This window comes from Listeria floridensis FSL S10-1187, assembly GCF_000525875.1.
Classification (GTDB): domain Bacteria; phylum Bacillota; class Bacilli; order Lactobacillales; family Listeriaceae; genus Listeria; species Listeria floridensis.
On sequence record NZ_AODF01000039.1, the window covers coordinates 24,127 to 44,464 of the forward strand.

General features: G+C 41.3%; 21 protein-coding genes and 3 pseudogenes. 11 read left to right on the forward strand and 13 right to left on the reverse strand.

Annotated features, from left to right (window positions below; translation table 11 throughout):
• The first annotated feature begins 487 nt into the window (after positions 1–487).
• From MFLO_RS12535 to MFLO_RS12545, 3 genes are all read left to right on the forward strand, one after another.
• On the forward strand, positions 488–718 hold the full coding sequence (locus tag MFLO_RS12535) for a hypothetical protein (protein WP_036098359.1): 231 nt from the start codon (positions 488–490) through the stop codon (positions 716–718).
• Positions 715–972, forward strand: a complete 258-nt coding sequence (locus MFLO_RS12540; protein WP_036098360.1) for a hypothetical protein — start codon at positions 715–717, stop codon at positions 970–972. Before MFLO_RS12535 ends, MFLO_RS12540 begins: the two co-directional genes overlap by 4 nt.
• A gap of 258 nt (positions 973–1,230) precedes the next feature.
• Positions 1,231–1,590 carry a hypothetical protein gene (locus MFLO_RS12545; protein ID WP_051993662.1) on the forward strand — a complete coding sequence of 120 codons (360 nt, stop codon included), beginning with the start codon at positions 1,231–1,233 and terminating at the stop codon, positions 1,588–1,590.
• A 20-nt stretch (positions 1,591–1,610) separates the two neighbouring features.
• Here MFLO_RS12545 and MFLO_RS12550 read toward each other — a convergent pair whose 3' ends face one another.
• The 4 genes from MFLO_RS12550 to MFLO_RS12565 form a co-directional block, all read right to left on the reverse strand.
• Positions 1,611–2,666 (reverse strand): aldose epimerase family protein, encoded by a 1,056-nt coding sequence (locus MFLO_RS12550; protein ID WP_036098361.1) that lies wholly within the window; start codon positions 2,664–2,666, stop codon positions 1,611–1,613.
• 76 nt (positions 2,667–2,742) lie between these two features.
• Positions 2,743–4,167: an L-arabinose isomerase gene (araA, locus tag MFLO_RS12555; RefSeq protein WP_036098397.1), complete on the reverse strand. Its 1,425-nt coding sequence runs from the start codon at positions 4,165–4,167 to the stop codon at positions 2,743–2,745.
• Positions 4,168–4,183: 16 nt separating this feature from the next.
• Positions 4,184–4,882, reverse strand: coding sequence for an L-ribulose-5-phosphate 4-epimerase (locus MFLO_RS12560; RefSeq protein WP_036098363.1), 699 nt, complete (start codon positions 4,880–4,882; stop codon positions 4,184–4,186).
• A 14-nt stretch (positions 4,883–4,896) separates the two neighbouring features.
• Positions 4,897–6,489: a xylulokinase gene (locus MFLO_RS12565; RefSeq protein ID WP_036098364.1), complete on the reverse strand. Its 1,593-nt coding sequence runs from the start codon at positions 6,487–6,489 to the stop codon at positions 4,897–4,899.
• Between the two features lie 239 nt (positions 6,490–6,728).
• Here MFLO_RS12565 and MFLO_RS12570 point away from each other — a divergent pair.
• Positions 6,729–8,133 (forward strand): annotated as a pseudogene (locus MFLO_RS12570) (sugar porter family MFS transporter).
• A gap of 249 nt (positions 8,134–8,382) precedes the next feature.
• Positions 8,383–8,454, forward strand: a complete 72-nt coding sequence (locus MFLO_RS17270) for an LPXTG cell wall anchor domain-containing protein (protein ID WP_420912539.1) — start codon at positions 8,383–8,385, stop codon at positions 8,452–8,454.
• 47 nt (positions 8,455–8,501) lie between these two features.
• Here the strand turns inward: MFLO_RS17270 and MFLO_RS12575 are convergent, their stop codons facing one another.
• Entirely contained in the window at positions 8,502–8,744 is a 243-nt protein-coding gene (locus tag MFLO_RS12575) for a hypothetical protein (RefSeq protein WP_149023054.1), read from the reverse strand.
• Between the two features lie 95 nt (positions 8,745–8,839).
• The gene (locus MFLO_RS12580) at positions 8,840–9,928 is read right to left on the reverse strand and encodes a GntR family transcriptional regulator (protein ID WP_036098366.1); all 1,089 of its coding nucleotides are present in this window, start codon (positions 9,926–9,928) and stop codon (positions 8,840–8,842) included.
• Positions 9,929–10,194: 266 nt separating this feature from the next.
• On the opposite strand from MFLO_RS12580, the gene MFLO_RS12585 reads away from it, so the two are divergent.
• The 5 genes from MFLO_RS12585 to MFLO_RS14850 are packed head-to-tail and all read left to right on the forward strand — an operon-like array spanning position 10,195 to position 11,992.
• A complete protein-coding gene (locus tag MFLO_RS12585; protein ID WP_036098368.1) occupies positions 10,195–10,578 on the forward strand; it encodes a hypothetical protein in 384 nt (127 codons plus the stop codon).
• On the forward strand, positions 10,575–10,832 hold the full coding sequence (locus MFLO_RS12590; protein ID WP_036098370.1) for a hypothetical protein: 258 nt from the start codon (positions 10,575–10,577) through the stop codon (positions 10,830–10,832). Before MFLO_RS12585 ends, MFLO_RS12590 begins: the two co-directional genes overlap by 4 nt.
• Positions 10,829–11,092, forward strand: coding sequence for a phage holin (locus MFLO_RS12595; protein WP_036098371.1), 264 nt, complete (start codon positions 10,829–10,831; stop codon positions 11,090–11,092). Before MFLO_RS12590 ends, MFLO_RS12595 begins: the two co-directional genes overlap by 4 nt.
• Entirely contained in the window at positions 11,089–11,739 is a 651-nt protein-coding gene (locus MFLO_RS12600; protein WP_051993663.1) for a M15 family metallopeptidase, read from the forward strand. Before MFLO_RS12595 ends, MFLO_RS12600 begins: the two co-directional genes overlap by 4 nt.
• A complete protein-coding gene (locus MFLO_RS14850) occupies positions 11,720–11,992 on the forward strand; it encodes an SH3 domain-containing protein (RefSeq protein ID WP_051993664.1) in 273 nt (90 codons plus the stop codon). The genes MFLO_RS12600 and MFLO_RS14850 overlap by 20 nt, the downstream gene beginning before the upstream one ends.
• Positions 11,993–12,552: 560 nt before the next feature.
• On the opposite strand, the gene MFLO_RS12605 is transcribed toward MFLO_RS14850, so the two are convergent.
• The 6 genes and pseudogenes from MFLO_RS12605 to MFLO_RS12625 form a co-directional block, all read right to left on the reverse strand.
• Positions 12,553–12,966, reverse strand: coding sequence for a tetratricopeptide repeat protein (locus tag MFLO_RS12605; RefSeq protein ID WP_051993665.1), 414 nt, complete (start codon positions 12,964–12,966; stop codon positions 12,553–12,555).
• A 108-nt stretch (positions 12,967–13,074) separates the two neighbouring features.
• Entirely contained in the window at positions 13,075–13,803 is a 729-nt protein-coding gene (locus MFLO_RS12610; protein ID WP_036098372.1) for a MurR/RpiR family transcriptional regulator, read from the reverse strand.
• Positions 13,804–13,894: 91 nt separating this feature from the next.
• Positions 13,895–14,558, reverse strand: a pseudogene (locus MFLO_RS12615) (DUF1129 domain-containing protein).
• A gap of 68 nt (positions 14,559–14,626) precedes the next feature.
• Positions 14,627–15,004 carry a hypothetical protein gene (locus MFLO_RS16605; protein ID WP_241433661.1) on the reverse strand — a complete coding sequence of 126 codons (378 nt, stop codon included), beginning with the start codon at positions 15,002–15,004 and terminating at the stop codon, positions 14,627–14,629.
• A 10-nt stretch (positions 15,005–15,014) separates the two neighbouring features.
• A complete protein-coding gene (locus tag MFLO_RS12620) occupies positions 15,015–15,758 on the reverse strand; it encodes a hypothetical protein (protein WP_241433662.1) in 744 nt (247 codons plus the stop codon).
• 13 nt (positions 15,759–15,771) lie between these two features.
• Positions 15,772–16,659 carry an ATP-binding cassette domain-containing protein gene (locus tag MFLO_RS12625; RefSeq protein ID WP_036098374.1) on the reverse strand — a complete coding sequence of 296 codons (888 nt, stop codon included), beginning with the start codon at positions 16,657–16,659 and terminating at the stop codon, positions 15,772–15,774.
• Between the two features lie 142 nt (positions 16,660–16,801).
• On the opposite strand from MFLO_RS12625, the pseudogene gshAB reads away from it, so the two are divergent.
• Positions 16,802–19,143, forward strand: a pseudogene (gene gshAB, locus MFLO_RS15200) (bifunctional glutamate--cysteine ligase GshA/glutathione synthetase GshB).
• Between the two features lie 94 nt (positions 19,144–19,237).
• Here the strand turns inward: gshAB and ychF are convergent.
• Entirely contained in the window at positions 19,238–20,338 is a 1,101-nt protein-coding gene (gene ychF / locus MFLO_RS12640; protein WP_036098377.1) for a redox-regulated ATPase YchF, read from the reverse strand.

Sequence of the window (20,338 nt, forward strand, 5' to 3'; positions counted from 1 at the left end):
AATTTTTTTCATTTGTTTTTGTGACAGAATTTCGAACAATTTAAAAAGAAAGACGCATTTTTATATCCTTTGGACTAACTTTTGGATAATGCTTCCATTTATCTCCTGCATAGGCTGAACTACCATTGAACTATTTCTTTACACTTTACCTTCGTTACTTTTTTATTTCCATTTCTTTACATCACGTGAAACCCCTTCTTGTCCAAAGGATTTTACCATTAGATACTAAATTTGGCAGTTTCTTTTGTTTCTCGTATACTCAGAAAGTGAATATTTGATCATAGAAATGTATGATCATACATTAAAAATTCAAAAAGAAAGAAGGAATCAAAATGAAGGTCATTAAAAAACGTATTGCAAAACACTTTTTTTTCTCTCATCCTTGCTTTACAGACTTTATTTTTCGGTATTTTTTTTACTAGCTCACCATGATTTTATGGCCACTAAAACTGCCTATGAACCGTTGACAGATTTAATGGGGGATCACTTGGCAGCTTGGCTTTTGACATGCGCCGGCTTACTCAATTTGTTCTGCTTGCTGGGCGGAAAAACTCGCTTTAGACGCTGGGTTTTAATCGCAACCGCTTTTATTTGGGCGCTCTTTTTTGCCGCTTTTTTCAGTCAGGAGCTTGGCGGCTATCCAAACATTGGCTGGATTTTCATTCTCGGCCTTAACGCCGCCATTCTTCATGAAGCCGCAACAGAGGATTTTTCATGAACACACTCCTATCCTTTATCCCCCCAACCGTTGTCGTCGCCTGCATCACCGCTATTGGAACCTACTTTGCTTCCACAAAAAACAGCCAAACCACGATGGAAACTCTTTACACCACTGAAATTCAAAAAATTATTGCCGAATATAATTTTCAAATTGGTGAATTACGTCAGGAAATTCATTTTTTGAGGCGGGAAAATCAAGAACTCCATACGTTAATTGCAAAGTTGCAATCTTCTCGAAAAAATCGAACTTGAAAATGAAATTTCCTATTTTTACCATTCTAGCTACTTCAAATACAATTTAAATTAACTAAAGATAATAAAAAAGATACTATCCTCAGTAACCGTCACTCATACGGTTCCACACCTTTTCTTCGTGTTTCCACGAGCCATTCAATGCTGGAGATTTTCAGCCATACTATTTCTATTCAACTTATTTCTAGAACTATTTTTTGTGAAAATGATCACCTGCAAAATATGCAAGCGATCTTCATTTAAAGGAGGAAATTTATTATGATAACTAAAAAAAATTTACGGATGCTTCAGCGCCAACTTTTGCATCAATTGGAGCTTACGACCACATCGGCCAAGAAAAAAGCTTTGCTTGCCAAACTTGAATATTATGAGGCGGTCGGTGATCGGCGCAAGGGGCGCAAATTATCAGCCGATCAAAAATTACACTTATTTACAAAAGAAGAATACTTGAAACGCCGCCAAAACGAAAAAGACGCCGCAATCTATCAAAGTATCGGCGTCTCAAGACGATTATTCTATTTATGGAAAAAACGACAAGGACTTGTAAAAGAGCGCTCCGATAGTAATATCAAAGTGGAACGCCGCCAAACGTTTAGCCCTAACCGCGAAAATTTCTAAAGGTTTTAAAGCAGGATTCATCATTCTTTCGTAGAAAACGTATATTCCGTCACATAACCCCTCGGCTGATTCGCCTGTAAAATTGGTGTTTTAAACCGCGATTCATTCAGCGAATTCGGATAGAATTGTGTTTCCAAACAAAAACCTGCATGCTTTTGATAATGGGAGTTGCCCTTGCCGCCTGGATGGTCTACAAAGTTTCCTGTGTAAAATTGTACGCCAGCTGAATTTGTGGCCACCTCCATTACGATGCCGCTTTCGTCTCCGCTAGCCATCGCAAATTTCTGCAAGCCGACCTCGGTTCCAGCCAGCACATAATTATGATCGTATCCATTTGTAAACTTCAATTGGTCATTGTCCGCATCCAAGTCTCGCCCAATGGTTTTTGCTTCGCGGAAATCAAATGGCGTTCCCGCAACCCTTACAATTTCCCCAGTTGGTATCTTATCCGCATCTTGAACCGGTGTATAGAATTCACTCGCAAGTATCAATTCGTGATTTAAAATATTCCCGCTTCCAGCCCCATTTAGATTGAAATAACTATGGCTCGTCGGGTTAAAAACTGTGAGTTGATTAGCGATTCCGCGGTAAGAAATCGAAAGTGTTTGATTGTCTTTCAGTTCGTAAGTCAGCTCAAAAATCAGCTTCCCTGGAAAACCTTGATCGCCTGCTTCGCTCACCAGCTCAAAACTGATTTTACGCGCGGACTCATCAATTTGTTTGACAGTCCAAGGTCTCAGGTGATAACCGTCCGAACCGCTATGAAGGTTATTTTTCCCCTCATTCGCTTCTAAAAAATAGGTCGTATCACCAAGTTCAAAAGCTGCACCCTTCGTTCGGTTTGCATTCCGCCCAATAATTGCACCGAAAAAGGCATCGTTTTCCGTTTCGTAATGCGCAAGATCATCATAGCCCAGCACCACATCGCGTAGCTTGCCTTCCCGGTCCGGAACCTCGAGCCGCACAAGCGCCGCACCAAAATCCGTTACGGTCATTCGCATGCCAGACGTTGTTTCAAACGTGAATAAATTTACTTCCTGCCCATTTGCTAACAAGCCAAAAGATTGTTTCTTCATCTGTGTTCCTCCTTTACATGCAAAATCCCCCGTCTTTTTTGATAAGGCGGGGGAAAGTTTGATGAAATCGATGCTACTACTTGATGACGACTGTTTCTAGGCCAACTAATTTCGCCCACGTTAAAATTTGATCCGTCGTCAAGTTGAGCGAAACCACTGTATGGTGCCCGCCGCCTGCCTCAATCCAAGCATGAACCCCTTCATGGAAATTCGGTTTTACTTCCCATAAAACACGTGCCACTGGGAGGTTTGGTGCTTCTTCGGTCGGTTCAAATGCCGCGACTTCATTCACGATCAGTTTGTAGTGCGTGCCGAAATCTGCCATCGAAACCACAACGCCGTCTCCTGCTTTTCCGTCAAACACTAGACGAGCTGGGTCTTCACGATCGCCCATCGAAAGTGGCGAAACCACAATTTTTGGTTTGTTTACAGCAAGCGTTGGATCAACTTCCATCATATGCGATTGCAGAATGGCTTCTTTGCCTGCAGCCAGTTCATACGTATAATCTTCCATGAAACCAGTATTTTGATTATGCGACATGACTTTCATCAACCGATCAAGTGCTGCCGTTTTCCAGTCGCCTTCACCAGCAAATCCGTATCCATCTGCCATCAAACGTTGCACAGCAAGACCTGGTAGCTGCTGCATGCCATACAAATCTTCAAAGTTTGTCGTAAACGCATTGTAACCTTCTTTTTCAAGGAAACGGCGGATTCCGATTTCTTGGCGTGCCTGCACTTTCACATGCGCTTCCCAAGTTGCTTTGTCATAATCCCCATAATCAAAATCATAAAGTGAGCGGTATTCCTCAAACAGCGCATCCACTTCTGTATCCGAAACAGCATCTACAACTTGAACTAAATCACCAATCCCAAAGTAATCGACCACCCAGCCGTAATCAATTTGTGCTTCAATCTTATCGCCGTCTGTTACGCCTACATTTCGCATGTTGTCACCAAAACGTGCCACTTTGATCGCAAAGCTTTCATTATAAGCTACCGCAACGTCCATCCAGTCTGCCACTTGCTGTTGAACCGCAGGATCTTGCCAGTAACCCACTACAATTTTATTGCGTTTATCAAGTCGTGCATTGATAAAACCATATTCGCGGTCACCATGTGCAGATTGATTCAAATTCATAAAGTCCATATCAATTGTTTTCCATGGAATACTTTCATTAAATTGTGTTGCCAAATGAAGCAGCGGCTTTTGCAAAAGTTTCGTGCCGCGAATCCACATTTTCGCTGGTGAAAAAGTGTGCATCCAAGTAATTACGCCTGCCACTTCATCGCGATAATTGACTTCTTTCATGATTTTTGTGATGATTTCCGAGCTGACTGCAAGTTCTTTCAATACAACCGGATAAGGCATTTTACCGCTTTCGTTTAAGCCTGCCACCATTTTTTCCGCGTCTTCCTTTACACTGCGTAAAGCTTCATCTCCATACAAATGTTGCGACCCAACTACAAACCAAAATTCTTTTTTATCCATGTTCATCATTTTTTCCAGCTCCTTTTTATTTTCCTTGTCCATAATAGGCATTTTCGCCGTGTTTCCGTAGATAATGTTTGTCTAAAATTCGTTGCGGCAGTTCTTCTGCATAGCTATTCAACTGACGGGTGAGAAGATTCATTTGGCACACTTCCTCAAGCACAACCGCATTCATAACAGCTGTTTTTGCATCTTTCCCCCATGTAAAAGGTCCGTGCCCGTGGAGGAGAACACCAGGAATATCGCTTGGTCGAATTTGACGTTCCTTAAACGTCTCGACAATCACGTTTCCAGTTTCGCGCTCATATCCCGCATCAATTTCCGCTTGAGTGAGAAAACGAGCACAAGGAACCGCACCATAAAAAGTATCTGCATGCGTTGTCCCCATTGCAGGCACATCCAGACCTGCTTGCGCCCAAATCGTTGCCCACGTTGAATGCGTATGTACGATGCCACCAATTTCTGGAAAGGCACGGTAAAGTACAGCATGTGTAGGCGTATCCGAAGATGGATTCAGCTCTCCTTCCACCACATTGTTATCGAGATCAACCACCACCATATCCGATGGCTGCATCTCATCATAACTAACACCACTCGGCTTGATAACAAAATAGCCGCTATCAGGGTCCATCGCACTGACATTGCCCCACGTATACTTAATGAGTCCACGCTCAGGCAGTTCCAAATTTGCAAGGAAAACCTCTTCCTTTAGTTTTTCAAGCATGGTTGCACTTCCTTCTACATCAAATTTTGCGTCGCTGTTTTTTCGATCGCAATTCCAGCCCGGTAACGCTCGATGAACGTTCGGTAGCCAGCCATATCTTCTTCTGTCGGTTTTAAAGTTACACCCTGATCAGATCCGAAGACTTGCTCCTGCAAGAATTTTTCAAGTGTTTCTTCCTTTGCATGTTCCATGTAAGAAGCGAGGAGGGCTATGCCCCACGCGCCGCCTTCGCTGGCTGTTTCCATCACCGTGATCGGGGCTTCCATTGCGGCGGCTAGGATACGCTGACCAACTTCAGGTGTTTTAAAGATGCCGCCGTGACCAACAAGCCGGTCAATCTGAATCTCTTCCTGCTTCAAAATATCAAGCCCGATTCGCATCGCACCAAAAGCACTCGCAAGGTGGACACGCATAAAATTCGCCAAGTTAAAATTGCTCTCAGGTGTCCGGACAAAAAGCGGTCGTCCCTCATCCACACCCATGATATTTTCGCCTGAATAATACCCGTAGGATAAGAGCCCGCCACAATCAGCGTCGCCTGAAAGAGCTTCCTTGAATAAAACTGAAAACAGCTTTTCGGTACTGATATCAAGCCCTAAAACCTCAGTGAACTCGCCAAAAATTTTCATCCACGCGTTAATATCCGAGGAACAATTATTCGTGTGAACCATTCCAACTAAGTCGCCTGATGGTGTGGTCACCATATCAATCTCAGGATGGACAGCATCCAGCTCCTTCTCAAGCACAATCATCGCAAATGCTGACGTTCCAACTGAAACATTACCTGTACGTCTTGCCACGCTGTTCGTCGCGACCATCCCCGTTCCAGCATCGCCTTCTGGCGGACAAATTGGTATCCCCGCTTTAAGATGTCCGGTCGGATCAATCAAATAGGCACCTTCTTGTGTCAAAGTTCCAGCTTGTTCGCCCGCCAAGCGAATTTCTGGTAAGATTTCATTCAATTCTAGCGAAACATCGTGACTTTTTATTAAATCAGAAAAGATGTTCATCATCTTTTGATTGTAGCTTTTTGTCTCCAGATCAATCGGAAACATTCCAGAAGCATCTCCAATTCCAATGACTTTTTCACCTGTCAGCTGCCAGTGAACATAACCGGCTAGCGTAGTGAAAAAGGCAACATCTTTAACATGTTCCTCTTGATTTAAGATGGCTTGATAAAGATGTGCGATACTCCAGCGCTGCGGAATATTGTATTGAAACGCCTCAGTCAGCTGCTGTTCTGCTTCCCTTGTGATGGCATTGCGCCACGTTCGAAACGGTACAAGCAGTTCATTATTTCGGTCAAAAGCTAAATAACCGTGCATCATCGCACTGAAACCAATCGATCCGACCGATTCAAGCGTCTCTCCGTATTCTTCAAAAACTTCCGCTGCCAGTTTTCGGTAACTCATCCGCAAACCTTTCCAAACCTCTTCTAATGAATACGTCCAAATACCATCTTGCAGCTGATTTTCCCAATCATAGCTGCCCGAAGCAATTTGGCGAAATTTGGAATCAATCAAAACTGCCTTGATTCGCGTTGAACCGAATTCAATCCCTAAAGATGTCCGTCCATCTATGACATCTAACATTTCTTGAGCTTTCATTTCTTCCGTCTTAATGGAAAAAACCTCCCTCGTTGTTAAATTTTGGATCAAATCATCGCGTTTATAGCGCTTACATTCTTAATTTAACTTTTATGTACGTACATGTCAACTAAAAATTTTTACTTTTTTTCAAAAAAGGGCTTGTTATGTACGTACAAATATTGTAAAATAAAAGCGCTTACAGAAATAATGATCAAATTATGGCTTACACATTTTTTTGATAAGGAGTTGTCATCAACATGAAAAATGAAAAGAAAATCTCGGCATCATTCATTTATTTCTTCGGGGCTTTTGGGGGGAATTTTGTTTGGGTATGATATCGGAGTTATGACGGGAGCGTTGCCTTTCCTTCAAAGCGATTGGGGAATCGCAGGAAACGCCGGCTTAATCGGTTGGATTACATCTTCCGTAATGCTAGGTGCAATAATCGGGGGAGCACTTGCCGGACAATTATCCGATAAACTTGGTCGGCGAAAAATGATTTTAATCTCGGCTGTTATTTTTGTTATCGGTTCGATTCTTTGCGGAATTTCACCGCATAACGGCTCATTCTTCCTGATTGCTGCTCGTGTTATACTTGGTCTTGCAGTCGGAGCGGCATCTGCACTTGTTCCATCTTATATGTCCGAAATGGCTCCGGCGAAACTTCGCGGCCGTTTATCAGGTATCAATCAATTAATGATTGTATCAGGTATGCTTTTATCGTATATCGTTGACTTCCTTTTGAAAGGGCTTCCAGAAACATGGGCTTGGCGCTTAATGCTTGGTCTTGCTGCGGTACCGGCTTTAATTCTCTTCTTCGGTGTCCTAGCATTGCCTGAATCACCGCGCTTCCTTGTAAAAATGAATAAAATGGATGAGGCACGCCGCGTTCTAAGCTTTATCCGTAAACCAGATGAAGTCGATAAAGAATTACAACAAATTGTTGATACTGCAAAACAGGAACAGCAAGCTATGCAAACTACTTCATGGGGCACACTTTTAACAGGACGTTACAGAATGCTCGTTGTTGCCGGAATTGGTGTTGCGGCGTTCCAGCAATTCCAAGGCGCCAATGCGATCTTCTATTACATACCGTTGATCGTCGAAAAAGCAACGGGGCACGCAGCGAGCGAAGCTTTAATGTGGCCAATCATTCAAGGTGTTATCCTTGTTCTTGGCGCTCTCTTCTTTATGCTGATTGCCGATAAATTCAACAGACGAACACTCTTAAAAGTAGGCGGAACGGTAATGGGGCTTTCCTTCGTGCTTCCTGCCATCTTAAACAGCGTGATGAAATCCGACATGAACCCAATGGTCATGATTGCTTTCCTTTGCGTTTATGTAGCCTTCTATTCTTGTACATGGGCACCGCTCACATGGGTTATCGTTGGAGAAATCTTCCCGCTTGCCATTCGTGGACGTGCATCTGGGCTTGCTTCTTCCTTCAACTGGATCGGCTCGTTCCTAGTTGGTTTGATGTTCCCGCTCATGACAGCTTCCATGCCGCAAGAAGTTGTATTCGCAATCTTCGGTATCATTTGTTTCCTAGGCGTTCTCTTCATTCAGTTCTTTGTGCCGGAAACACGCGGTCGGACGCTCGAAGAAATCGAGCTACAAGCTGCTCATAAACGGTTAAAAGCAAACAAAGCAGAAGAAATTTAAGGGTAAACGACACACCAAAAATCCGGCAAGAACCGTTCCAAATGGTTCTTGCCGGATTTTATTTTCTATAGCTTCTAAAAGAAAATCATGCAGATCAACTGATCATAATTGATACTGATACGCCTTTCATAGTATACTATTTGTATAAAAACACCAGAAAAACTAGCGCTACACCATCGTACCCTTTGATTTTAGGAGTTGAAAGATATGCCATCCTATACACTTCTTGATACGATCTATACCGCTATTATGTTTTTATTAGTATTTCTTTTGATTGCAGGGATAGCCTTCTTGTTTAAAAAAAGAAAGCGTAATAATTAAAAAACCAGCAAGCGCCATTCCGAATGGTACTTGCTGGTTTTTATTTACTATCCAAGTTCAGGAACCGCGAAATAAAAAGTAAGATACCCAAGTACGCAACCTAAAAGCACCAGTATCTGAAGAACAAGCACAATCCAAGCTGCTACCCTCATCCACCTCATTCGTACATTTCCCTTTAATTGCCTGATCAAAATAATAGAAAACACCATGCCGATCACAGGAAGAATGAACGCGAGTATTAATGAAATAAGACCTTCCGTTCTAGTTATACCACCAGCTGTATTTTTCATAAGTTGTCTCTCCTTTGTTGTTATCAATTTCGGTAAGTCCTGCTTCACAAATGAAGCAATTTTGCCCCTTCTTTTAATCACACACCCGTTTTCCATTAAACCTTTCGCACTGAATCCCGTTCCACAAGCTTCGGCTGATACAAAATATCCGCTTGAGTTTCACCTTGCTCGATCGTATTCACTATCCAAGCCGCCGCATCCATCCCCATCTGCTCTTTTGGATGACTGAGCGTCGTAAGCTTGATGCTCCCCACTCGGCTAAGTGACGAATCATCATTCCCGACAATCGAGAAATCTTCTGGGACTTTATAGCCCGCTTCAACAAGTGCCATCGCAAGCAAATTCGCGATTTGATCGTTGTAGCATACAACCCCTGTGATGCTGTCTCCCGCGCTAATGAGCCGCTTCATTGCCTCCCCAATCACCTTTTCGCGTGTTTCTGTCGTAAATGTGATGACATCTTCCGGCGAAAATTGAATCCCATATTCCTCGCAGGCTTTAATAAAACCTTTCATCCGATATTTCCCTTGTAGATCATCAATTTTCGAGATAAAAAGCAGCTTTTCATGGTGATTCTTGATCAAACATTCCGTCGCAAGATAACCCACTTTGACATCATCCACACAAATGGACGGCGCATTCAGTTCCTCATAAACCGCATTAATCATCACGATCGGAATCCCTTGCTCGCGCAAATTGACGTAAAGCGCCAAATTTGGATTGTAAACACTACTTTTTGTCGGTTCTACGATAAGTCCATCCACCCCGTAATCTATCATCTTCTCGAGACAAGCTTTCTCCGCTTGATGATCGTTGTTTGTACTTGCAAGCATGAGCGAATAATTTTCATGCCGTAATGTGTTTTCAATTCCGCGAATAATGGAAGGAAAGATATAATTTGATAAATACGTCGTAATAACCCCGATTGTTTTATGTTCACTGCTTACAGCTACATTTACAGTTCGTTTATAGCTATCATCCACATAAGTCCCCGAACCTTTTTCCTTGCGCAAATAGCCGTCATTTACAAGTACAGCAATCGCTTGGCGCACCGTGTGGCGACTTACTTCATAATCTTTTTGTAGCTTGAGTTCAGGTGGAATAGCCGTACCAAGCGAATAATCACCCGAAAGAATTTTTTTACGGATTTCATCAGCAATCAATTGATATTTGGATTGATTCATCGATTTATTCCTTCCTTTTTCACAAAAATTGACCGTACAAATTTTTAGCACTATTATCATACCATTTTTTTAAAGTCTCAACAATGAATTTTCGGGAGAAAGAAGAAGCAAATTTTGACTCTTCCCACTAAACGCTCCTAGCCAACTCATTTGCAAAAAGTATACGAAATTTGGCAGAAAAACTATTTCATTATAAACTAATATAACAAACGTTTGTTCTCTCTGCGGCCGCAGATTTAAATACAAATTAGAAAGAAGGGAATCCCATGAAAGCAATTTGGGTTCGTATCCGCACGCAGACTTTCTCGCTGATTCTCGCTTCGCAAACTTTATTATTTGGCGTATTTCTTCTGGCACATCAAGATTTTATGGCAACAAAAACGGTTTATCAGCCACTTACAGATTTGATGGATGACCAAGTCATTGCATCCATCATGGCTGGTATTGGTTTTTTAAATATCCTTTGCTTGTTAACTGGGAAAAATCGAGTAAGACGCTGGGTCGTAATCGCAATGGCATTTATGTGGGCACTGTTTTTCGCTGCCTTTTTCAGTCAAGAACTCGGAGGGCATCCGAATAGCGGCTGGATTTTCATTCTCGGATTAAATACCGCCATTCTTTATGAAGCGGCAACGGAAGATTTCCGATGATGAACTTACTTTACTCGATTCCAGCCACTGTTGTCGTGGCCTGCATCACGGCCATAGGAACCTATTTTGCATCAAAAAGAACAAGCAAGACAACGATGGAAACTCTTTATACAACCGAGATCCAGAAGATCATCGAGGAATATAATCGCCAGCTTGGTGAACTGCGTGACGAAATTCGAAAATTAAAACAAGAAAATCAGGATTTAAATGTATTGATTCAAAAACTGCAACAAGAAAGGAGAAAAGCACAATGAAAGAAAACGCCATCGAAGGAGCTGTCATTGCCCGCACGCTGATTTTGGCGTTGGCTCTTTTAAATCAATTGCTCACGGCTTTAAACAAAAGTCCGTTTGAACTTGTAATCGCCGAGCATGAACTTGCCGAAATTTGTTCACTTGTACTGACGGTGGGCGCTAGTGCCTGGGCTTGGTGGAAAAACAACAGCTTCACAAAAGTCGCACGAAAAGCAGACGAAACTCTGCGGCAAGAACGGGGAAAGGGGGAATTTTCATGACATGTCACTACAGTAGCCGTAACTGGGCAAATATTGCCAAGCTTGCGGACAACACGAAAGCAGCCGCGACGAAATTGCTAAAATGGGCGGAACAGGAAAAAATTGATGTACTAATTTATGAAACACTCAGATCGAAAGCACAGCAGGAAGAAAACGTCCGAAAGGGTGCATCTCAAACAATGAAGTCGTATCATTTAGTGGGGCAGGCGCTCGATTTCGTGCCGGCAAAAGGGACAGCTGTAAACTGGAACGGTTATGATGAGCCGAGTATGAAGCGCTTTGTCGCGCAAGCTAAGCTACTTGGATTCCAGTGGGGCGGAGATTGGAAGTCTTTCATCGATAAACCGCATCTCGAATACCCGCATCGTGGTTACGGGAGCGATACGTTTTCTGGAACGGTGGCGCATTCGACTGCGACAGTTGCATCGGTCAAAAATTCAGCCCCCGCCGGTAACTCGCTTAGCGTAGTCGATTATATGAAATCAATCGGACTTGATAACAGCATGACCAATCGAAAAAAAATGGGCGGAGAAAGCAGGGATTTCCAGTTATGTTGGAACTGCTGTGCAAAATCAAGCACTCCTTGCTTATTTAAAAGCGGGACAGAACAAAACGGTAGCTGTAAAAGTGGTCAATCCGAAGTTTGATCGTTATTATGCAGAAACCGGTACGTTCACAGCCCATACAAATGTGGCTGTAAAAGCAGAACCCACTGTAAAGGCAACTCAATATGACCGGATTACCAAAGGAAAAAAAGTAAACTATCATCATGTCGCTTTTTCGAGCGGATATGTCTGGGTCGAATTTAAACATGCAAACGGTAAAAATATGTTTGCGTGCGTTGGAAAAGCAGACGCTGCGAATAAGCGTAACGCTTTAAAGTATGGAGCATTTGAATGATAAGACAGAATAAAAACCTTCATCTAAAAAATGAAGGTTTTTGTTCTGTTTTGTTTGTTTTTCAATATACTGTATTAGCACTTGCACTTACGAAAATAAACTGAGTTCCGAGAGCAGTACTTTTCTAAAAGATACCACAACGGACTGGTTGCTAGACTAAGATTCAATTCTTACTTTTTCATCTGAAGCTTATAAAATTCACGGTTTTATGAAAACCCGTCTTCCGCCCCGTTTTAATCATAAAATAATTCCTTTTTAAAAAAGTGTGTGTGATTGACTCAGTTTACTAGTCTCGCCAAATTGATGCTGTGAATAAAAACGTTACGTTTATTTTGTCATTAGTCTGGTTAGCGAACTACTGCTATTGAAGCAAGTCTTCGTATTTTTTTAGAAGAGCTTCTTGTTTTGCTCCATCCAGCACACAAATAAAAAAAGCAGCCAAAATCCCGAGTAGATTTTGACTATTGTTTTTTTAAGTTTTACTTTTCGCTCATTCCCACTTTTGATCCAGCTTATCGCTATAAAACAAAATAGCATCCGAAAAAGCAGCAATCTCAACATCATTCGTTTTTTTTTACCAGTAATTTGAGAATCTGCTCCATTGCTTCTGCATAGTTTTCCTTATTATAGAAAACCATCGCTTGAAAAACTTCCAATACAGACGAATCTGGAAAAGCATTCCGAGCTTTTCGAAACACACGGTCTGCTTCTTCATAGTCACCTAAACTTCGCAGTGTACTTCCAAGCCCGAGATACGCTTCCATCAAATCTTCGCCTGAAAGCCCTAACTCAATCGCCATTTGATAGTGCGATACAGCTTTCCTTTCTTCGCCAAGATTATCATAGCACCAAGCCATCTGATACTGATTCATTCCGCTCTCTGGATTTTCCGCAAGCACACTTTGCATCATTTCCATGCTTTCTTTCAGCTGACCAAGTTTTCTAAGACGAACAACTTCGTCCACCGTATTCATTTTCAACCCCTCCCTTTTATAAAAAAAGTCATATTTTCCTGTATTCAGCAAAACCTCAGCTAACAAATAAAAGAAGCCTCACAAATTTTGCTAGGCTTCTCGCTTTCGTTACGTATATTCACGATTGTAAGTTTTCTTCGCAATCGATTCAAGTAAAAATAAAACAGGTATCTGAGTAGTGATATTCGTCCGGTCAATCATCTCCGGCGTGACGAAATAAGGAATATTGATATCTGATAGGGCCGCAAGTGTATTCTTGCCTGTATTCGTGATGCTAATAATCTTACTACCATATTCGCGCATATTCTGTGCCTGATCAATCACATGATCCGTTTCGCCTGACACGGATAAAATAATAATCACAGCATTATCAAACTGTTCAGCCGGATTCGGATAGAATGGGTCCTTTATATAAAAAGTGCGTTTCTTTAAATTTGAAAAATAACGTGATCCATATTCCGCTAAAATACCAGATGTTCCAATACCAAAAAAAACAACCAAACTTGCCCCAGCAATCATCTGGACTGCTTCCTCAAGCTGCTTCTCATAATCACGATTTAAAGTGCGTTCAAAAAACTCCTCCAGAACCTCAACAGTATCCGCGGTTTTCCTTTTGCCGGTTGAACGAATTTCTTGCTTAAGCTGCACTTTAAACTCAGAAAACCCATCAAATCCGAGTTTCCTTGTAAAACGAACGATCGAAGCTGGCGAAACATGTGTGCTTTCTGACAATTCGCGAACACGCATATACACAACTTTATCACGATTCTTCATAATGAAACGGTACAAGTGCTGCTCCGTCTCCGTAAAAGTCTTCACTACTTCATAAGAAAACATCTTTCGTCTTACCCCTTTCTTTTATTTCCCGGGAAATAAAAGAAGCAGCTCCATCCAAAAATCATCTGAAAATGCAGCTGCTTCCTCTTTTTTATAAGGATGGAATATTTTTTTGGCGCTTGATGTACCAGCGAAGTGCCAAAATAGCGGCACCGGCAACCGTCATCACGATCGGACTTAAAGCTACATTGATTGCTGGTGGAACGATTATTTGAACACCGGTCATTACAAGCATCCAAACAGCAACTACGAGTACTGCCATTAAAATATAACGTAGTGTACTACCTTTTTTGCCAGCACGCATTTCAGCAGAATACTTGCGCAACACAATCATTGCAAATCCACCGACGATACCTGTTACAAGTAAAACAGCCAATCCAAGTGTTTGCCCTTGGAAGAATGCACTGATCCCAGAAATTAGCATCATTGCACCGAGTACTAGGAGCGCACCGTCAAGAAACAGCCAACCTTTGCCAGTTGTTTCATCAACTGGAGTTCTTTCAGCTTTAACTGTAAGAGAAGTCACATATTCAGTCGGTGTTAAATCAAATAATTTACGTGCAGTTACACCTTGCTTTTGCTGTCCAAGAATTTTTTTCAATCATTTCACGGACGATTTCTGTGCGCTGTGCTTCACCGTAATCTGTTGTTTTTAAGTGTTTTTCAACTTCTTGAACATATTGCAAATTCTTGTTTGTTAGCTGTCCTTTTTGTTCTTCTAAAGAAGGTTTGCTTACTTCTGTTTCTGTAGCCACTTTATTAACTCCTCCTACTTCTATTTATAAAATCCATTATACAGAAAATTTGTCTAAATGGCGACGCTTTATTTAGTCATTTGAAAATAAGCTGAAAATCGCTTAACTATGAAAATACAAACAAAAAATAAGATAAAGGCGGTCAAAATTGCTACGGTGAAATAGGCAGCAAGAGAGATGCCTGGATCAAGGTTTCCATCCACAGAATTTGCCGTAACGGCGCCGACAGAAAGTGAAAATAGCAGGCAAAGCGGCCATTTTACCCATTTAAAAGCAAACAGTTGGCCATTTCGCTCGATTTTTTGCTGTTTAAAAAGCAAAACGGCACCGAACGTGAGGATAATAATCATCACACTGAAAAATAGCGCCGGTCCAAAGGAATTTCCCTGCAGCTCAAACGGACTGAACACTAGCAGATAATCTTCAAATTTAATTAAACTATCCAAATTAGGGTTTTCAGATGGGCGTTGTATAATTAAAAAAAATCTTATCGAGCGCGTTGATGACTACATTCGGAAAAAGCCATGCTCCCGTCCCAATCAAAACACTCGGAATCGGTGAAGCAATGCACAAGCTGACAACAACAGCGAGCAAAAAGATTAAAATAAAGCTTAGATAGGCACTTAGCCCATCAATCATGAGCTGAGATTGATTCCATTTTAGATACTCGCTTGGAATTTTTGAATTGAAATATAGCATTCCAAAACCAAAAGAAGCGCAATAACTGATAGTAATGACCGCAAAGCTCTGCAAAAGTTTCACTGCGATGATCGCTGTCCGCTTGAAGGGCAAGAGAGCCGTAAAGCGATTTTTCCTTGTATAACGTTCAAAGGCGATCAAAAAGAAACCTAACAAGAACACAGCAATTTTGCTCGCGCTGAAAAAGAGATCATTAGTGAATGAAGCTAGATAAAAATTTTGAATCGATACATTATCGTAGTTGTTCATTTGAATCAAATTAGGAATCAAATAAACAACGGTTAAATTCTGATCAATTTCTTTCTCTGAAAGTCTTAGGTCACTATTTTTCTGTTGTTCTTTTATAAATTCAGCAGAATGGTAATAGCGATCAGTGGATTCCCAGCGGCTCACATCGGAAAATAGGCCACCGAAAATTCCTAACATGAAAAAGAGAAAGACAAGCAGAAATGCCCATTTTGAACTTTGCCATTCTTTATACCATAAACCTTTATCAAACAAGATCATTCCTCCTTCACAATTCAAGATAGTCAATTTTTTCTTCTGTTAAATAAAGTTGAAAGACATCTTCAATCGTCATCACGAGCTCTTCATACAAAATCGGTTTTTCCTCCTCAAGCCGCGCTGTGAAAGCATCGACTTCATTTGAAATGAAAATTGTGTAGATGCGTCCGTTGCGGCTCAAAAGCTGGGCTTCCTTTTTCACAAAATCAGGCACGCCCTTCGTCCGAAATGCAACTTGGATTTTTAAGGTTTCCGCCCGAAGTGTATCCAAGTACAAATCGAGTTCAAGGCCGGTTCCTTTGAGTAGCAGCACGCGGTCAGCAATGGTTTCAAGCTCATCCAGTCGGTGCGATGCAATTAAAATACTCGTCCCCTTTTCTCGTGCCTGCTCCTTTAAAAAAGCCAGCAACTCCTTCTTGATCAAAACATCCAGCCCCTCGAGCGGCTCATCAAGCAATAAATATTTTACATTCAATGAAAAAGCTAAAATCATAAAGAACAGTGCTTTTCGACCTTTTGAAAAAGAAATAATCTTCGTTTTTTCATTCATATCAAAACGAGCTAACAAATTTGCAAAGCTCTCTTCGTCAAAATCAAGATAAATGGATTTGTAAAGCTTTACTACTGCTTTCACGTTATAAGTATTGAAATAATTCATACTATCTTCCAAAAAGAAAATTTGCCGCTTTAAGGCGGGGTTTACAGCCAAGTTCACTCCATTAATCAGGATTTCTCCGCTATCTGCCGTATAAATACCAGAAATCGTGCTAAAAAGCGTGGTTTTACCTACTCCGTTTCGACCAATCAGCGCAGTAATCTCGCCTTGTTTCAGTTGAAAGGAAATATTCTGCAATACGATTTGATCATCAATTGCTTTAGTAACTTGCTTTACTTCCATTACATTTATCCTTTCCTTGTGAAATTCTTATAACTATTATACATGAAATCTCTTTTTGTTGTTTCACAAACCAAATATTATACTAACTGGGGAGTTTGCTGTAATATATGAGATGGAAAAATATTTTCATCGGGGTGAAACAATGATTAATTTAGATCAACCATTGCTTACTTTTTTACAAACTGAATCTTCGCTTGCTAAAAAGGTTTTTTCCGGACACTTCGGGTTAGAGAAAGAAAATTTACGTGTAACATCTAGTGGAAAGCTTGCTTTAACTCCCCATCCGGCTATTTTTGGTCCTAAAGAAGATAATTCATACATTAAAACCGACTTTTCCGAAAGTCAAATTGAAATGATAACGCCTGTTTGCGATTCAATTGAAGACGTTTATGATGCCGTTGCAAATTTGCATAACATCGTCACGCTTTCAATTAACGAAGATGAACTTCTCTGGCCAAACAGCAATCCGCCGCTTATTCCTGCTGAACAAGATATTCCAATCGCAGTGTACAGTGATGGAGCGAATAGCGCAAGCCGTCAGTATCGCGAACATTTAGCAAAAGAATACGGCAAAAAAAATCCAGTTATTATCGGGAACACATTATAATTTTTCGTTTTCTGATCAGCTTCTAAAACCGCTCTTCCAAGAATTTCAAATGGAGGGAGAAACTTATCAAGCGTTCAAAAATCGGATGTATTTGAAAACTGCAAAATACTTTATGAAAAATCGTTGGCTGATGGTTTATTTGACAGGGGCTGGGCCTGCTTACATGGACGGCTTTACACAAACTGCAAATGAAGAGAAACTTGCAGACGGTGTTCGTTTAATCAAAGAAGGGATTTCGCTTCGCAACAGCTCATCCGGTTATAAGAATAAAGAAGCTCTCCACATTGATTACAATACGTTTGATGGATATATTCGTTCGATTGGAGATCATATTAAAGACGGACGCATCAACAGCATGCGCGAGTTCTACAATCCTATCCGATTAAAAAACAGCAATACGGATCAAACATTAGAAAGCCTAGCTGAACAGGGTGTCGAATACCTTGAAATTCGTTCGATTGATTTAAATCCGCTTGAAGAAATCGGAATAGCAAAAGACACACTGTATTTCTTGCATTTGTTCCTGCTCACTGGCCTTTTATCTGAGGATAGAGAGCTTTGCACAGATAACCAAGAAATTGCAGACCGCAATGAAGAAATGACTGCATTATTCGGACTTTCACACCCTACTATTGTCGGCTGTTCGGAAGAGCGTATTCCGTTTGTCGAAGCAGGAATGGCTGAGCTTGATAAGATTGAACAAATTTTAGAAAGCTTTGCTCCAACTAATAAAAATTTACGTCTCGTACTGGACTTGCAAAAGGACCGGTTGCTACACGCTGAAAAAACTTTTGCTGCTCAAGTAACTGAAAATATCCGTGCAAAAGGCTATCTGCCCTATCACCTTCGTATCGCACGTGATTCTTTTGAACATGCCGATCTTGAAGCTTACCGCTTAATTGGAGCTGAGGATTTTGAACTTTCCACGCAAATCGTTTGGAAATCTGCTTGGAAAAAAGGGATCAAAGTCGATATCCTTGACCGAATCGAAAACTTTTTACGTCTTTCGAAAAAAGGACACGTTGAACTCGTCAAACAAGCTACAAAAACGGCTAAAGATAATTATGTTTCGGTACTGATGATGGAAAACAAAGTTGTGACTAAAAAAAATTCTTGCTGAAAATGGCGTTCGTGTACCGTTCGGAGAGAATTTCACTGATTTTGATACCGCTCTTGAATGCTACAGTCATTTTGTTGGCAAACAAATTGTAGTGAAGCCTAAATCGACAAACTACGGACTTGGGATCAGTATTTTTAAAGAAGAGTTTTCGCAAGAGGTCTTTAAAGAAGCCTTAAAGATTGCTTTCAGCTATGATCAAGCTGTGATGGTTGAAGAATTTATTCCAGGAGATGAATATCGTTTTCTTATTATCGGTGATCAAATTGAAGCGGTATTAAAGCGTGTGCCTGCTAATGTGATTGGTGATGGCGTCCACTCAGTAAGCGAACTTGTAGACGAGAAAAACGACGACCCGCTACGTGGTACCGATCACTTAAAACCACTTGAAAAAATCTTAAAGGGTCCCGAAGAAACACTGATGCTTGAACTGCATCAGATGAAGTGGGATGACATTCCAGCGAAAGATCAAATTATTTACCTTCGGGAAAACTCAAATATCAGCACTGGCGGGGACAGCATAGATGTAACTGAATCCATGGATGACTACTATAAAGAGCTTGCAATTCGTGCCGCGAAAGTCGCCGATGCCAAATTCTGCGGAGTTGATATCATTGTTCCTCCAAATCCGCTTGATTACGAAAAAGCTGCGATTATTGAACTCAATTTCAATCCAGCCATCCAGATGCACGCCTTCCCCTATCAAGGTGAACGTAAGATGATTGGCGATCGCATTATTGAATACTTGTTTGCTGAATAAAACGAAAGCTTCTGCCAGATTGGCAGAAGCTTTTTTTACGCGCAAAAAGTCGAACTCCTAGGAGTTCGACTCAAAAATGTTTCACGTGAAACACTTATACATTGAAACGGAAATGAACAACATCACCATCTTGCATGACGTATTCTTTACCTTCTAGACGTACTTTACCTGCTTCTTTAGCCGCTTGTTCCGAACCATATTCGACGAGCGCATCATAAGAAACTACTTCCGCACGGATAAAGCCGCGTTCAAAGTCAGTATGAATGATTCCAGCACATTCCGGCGCCTTCATTCCTTTACGGAAAGTCCAAGCTCGAACCTCTTGAACACCTGCCGTAAAGTAAGTAGCCAGTCCAAGAAGCGAATAAGCAGAACGAATCAATTGATCCAAGCCAGATTCCTCAATACCAAGTGCTTCAAGAAAATCCGCCTTATCATCATCTTCCAGCTCCGCAATTTCTTCCTCGGCACGAGCACATACAACGATAACTTCTGAACCTTCACTAGCTGCAAATTCTCTCACTTGCTGCACGTAGTTATTACCATCAGGGTTTGAAACATCTTCCTCACTTACATTCGCCACATAAAGAACCGGTTTTTTAGTAAGTAAAAAGAGATTTTTTACAATCTTTTCTTCTTCGTCGTTAAATTCAACCGCACGAGCCGGCTTGTCATTTAAGAATGCTTCTTTCAATTTTGTCAGCACATTGAACTCCGCAACAGCATCTTTATCTTTCTGCTTAGAAAGCTTTTCGACACGACCGATTCGTTTTTCAACACTCTCAAGATCTGCCAGAATCAGCTCTAGATTAATCGTAGAGATATCATCGAGCGGATCTACTTTCCCTTCGACGTGCGTAATATTCTCATCATCAAAACAGCGTGTCACATGGCAGATTGCATCCACTTGACGAATATGCGATAAAAATTTGTTTCCAAGCCCCTCGCCTTTACTAGCCCCTTTTACAATTCCGGCAATATCCGTGAATTCAAATGTAGTCGGAACTGTTTTTTTCGGCTGAACAAGCTCCGTTAACTTATTTAGACGACCATCCGGAACCTCAACGATCCCAACATTGGGATCAATCGTTGCGAAAGGATAGTTTGCTGCCTCCGCACCGGCTTTCGTTATTGCATTGAAGAGCGTTGATTTCCCAACGTTCGGTAGTCCAACAATACCAGCTGTTAATGCCAT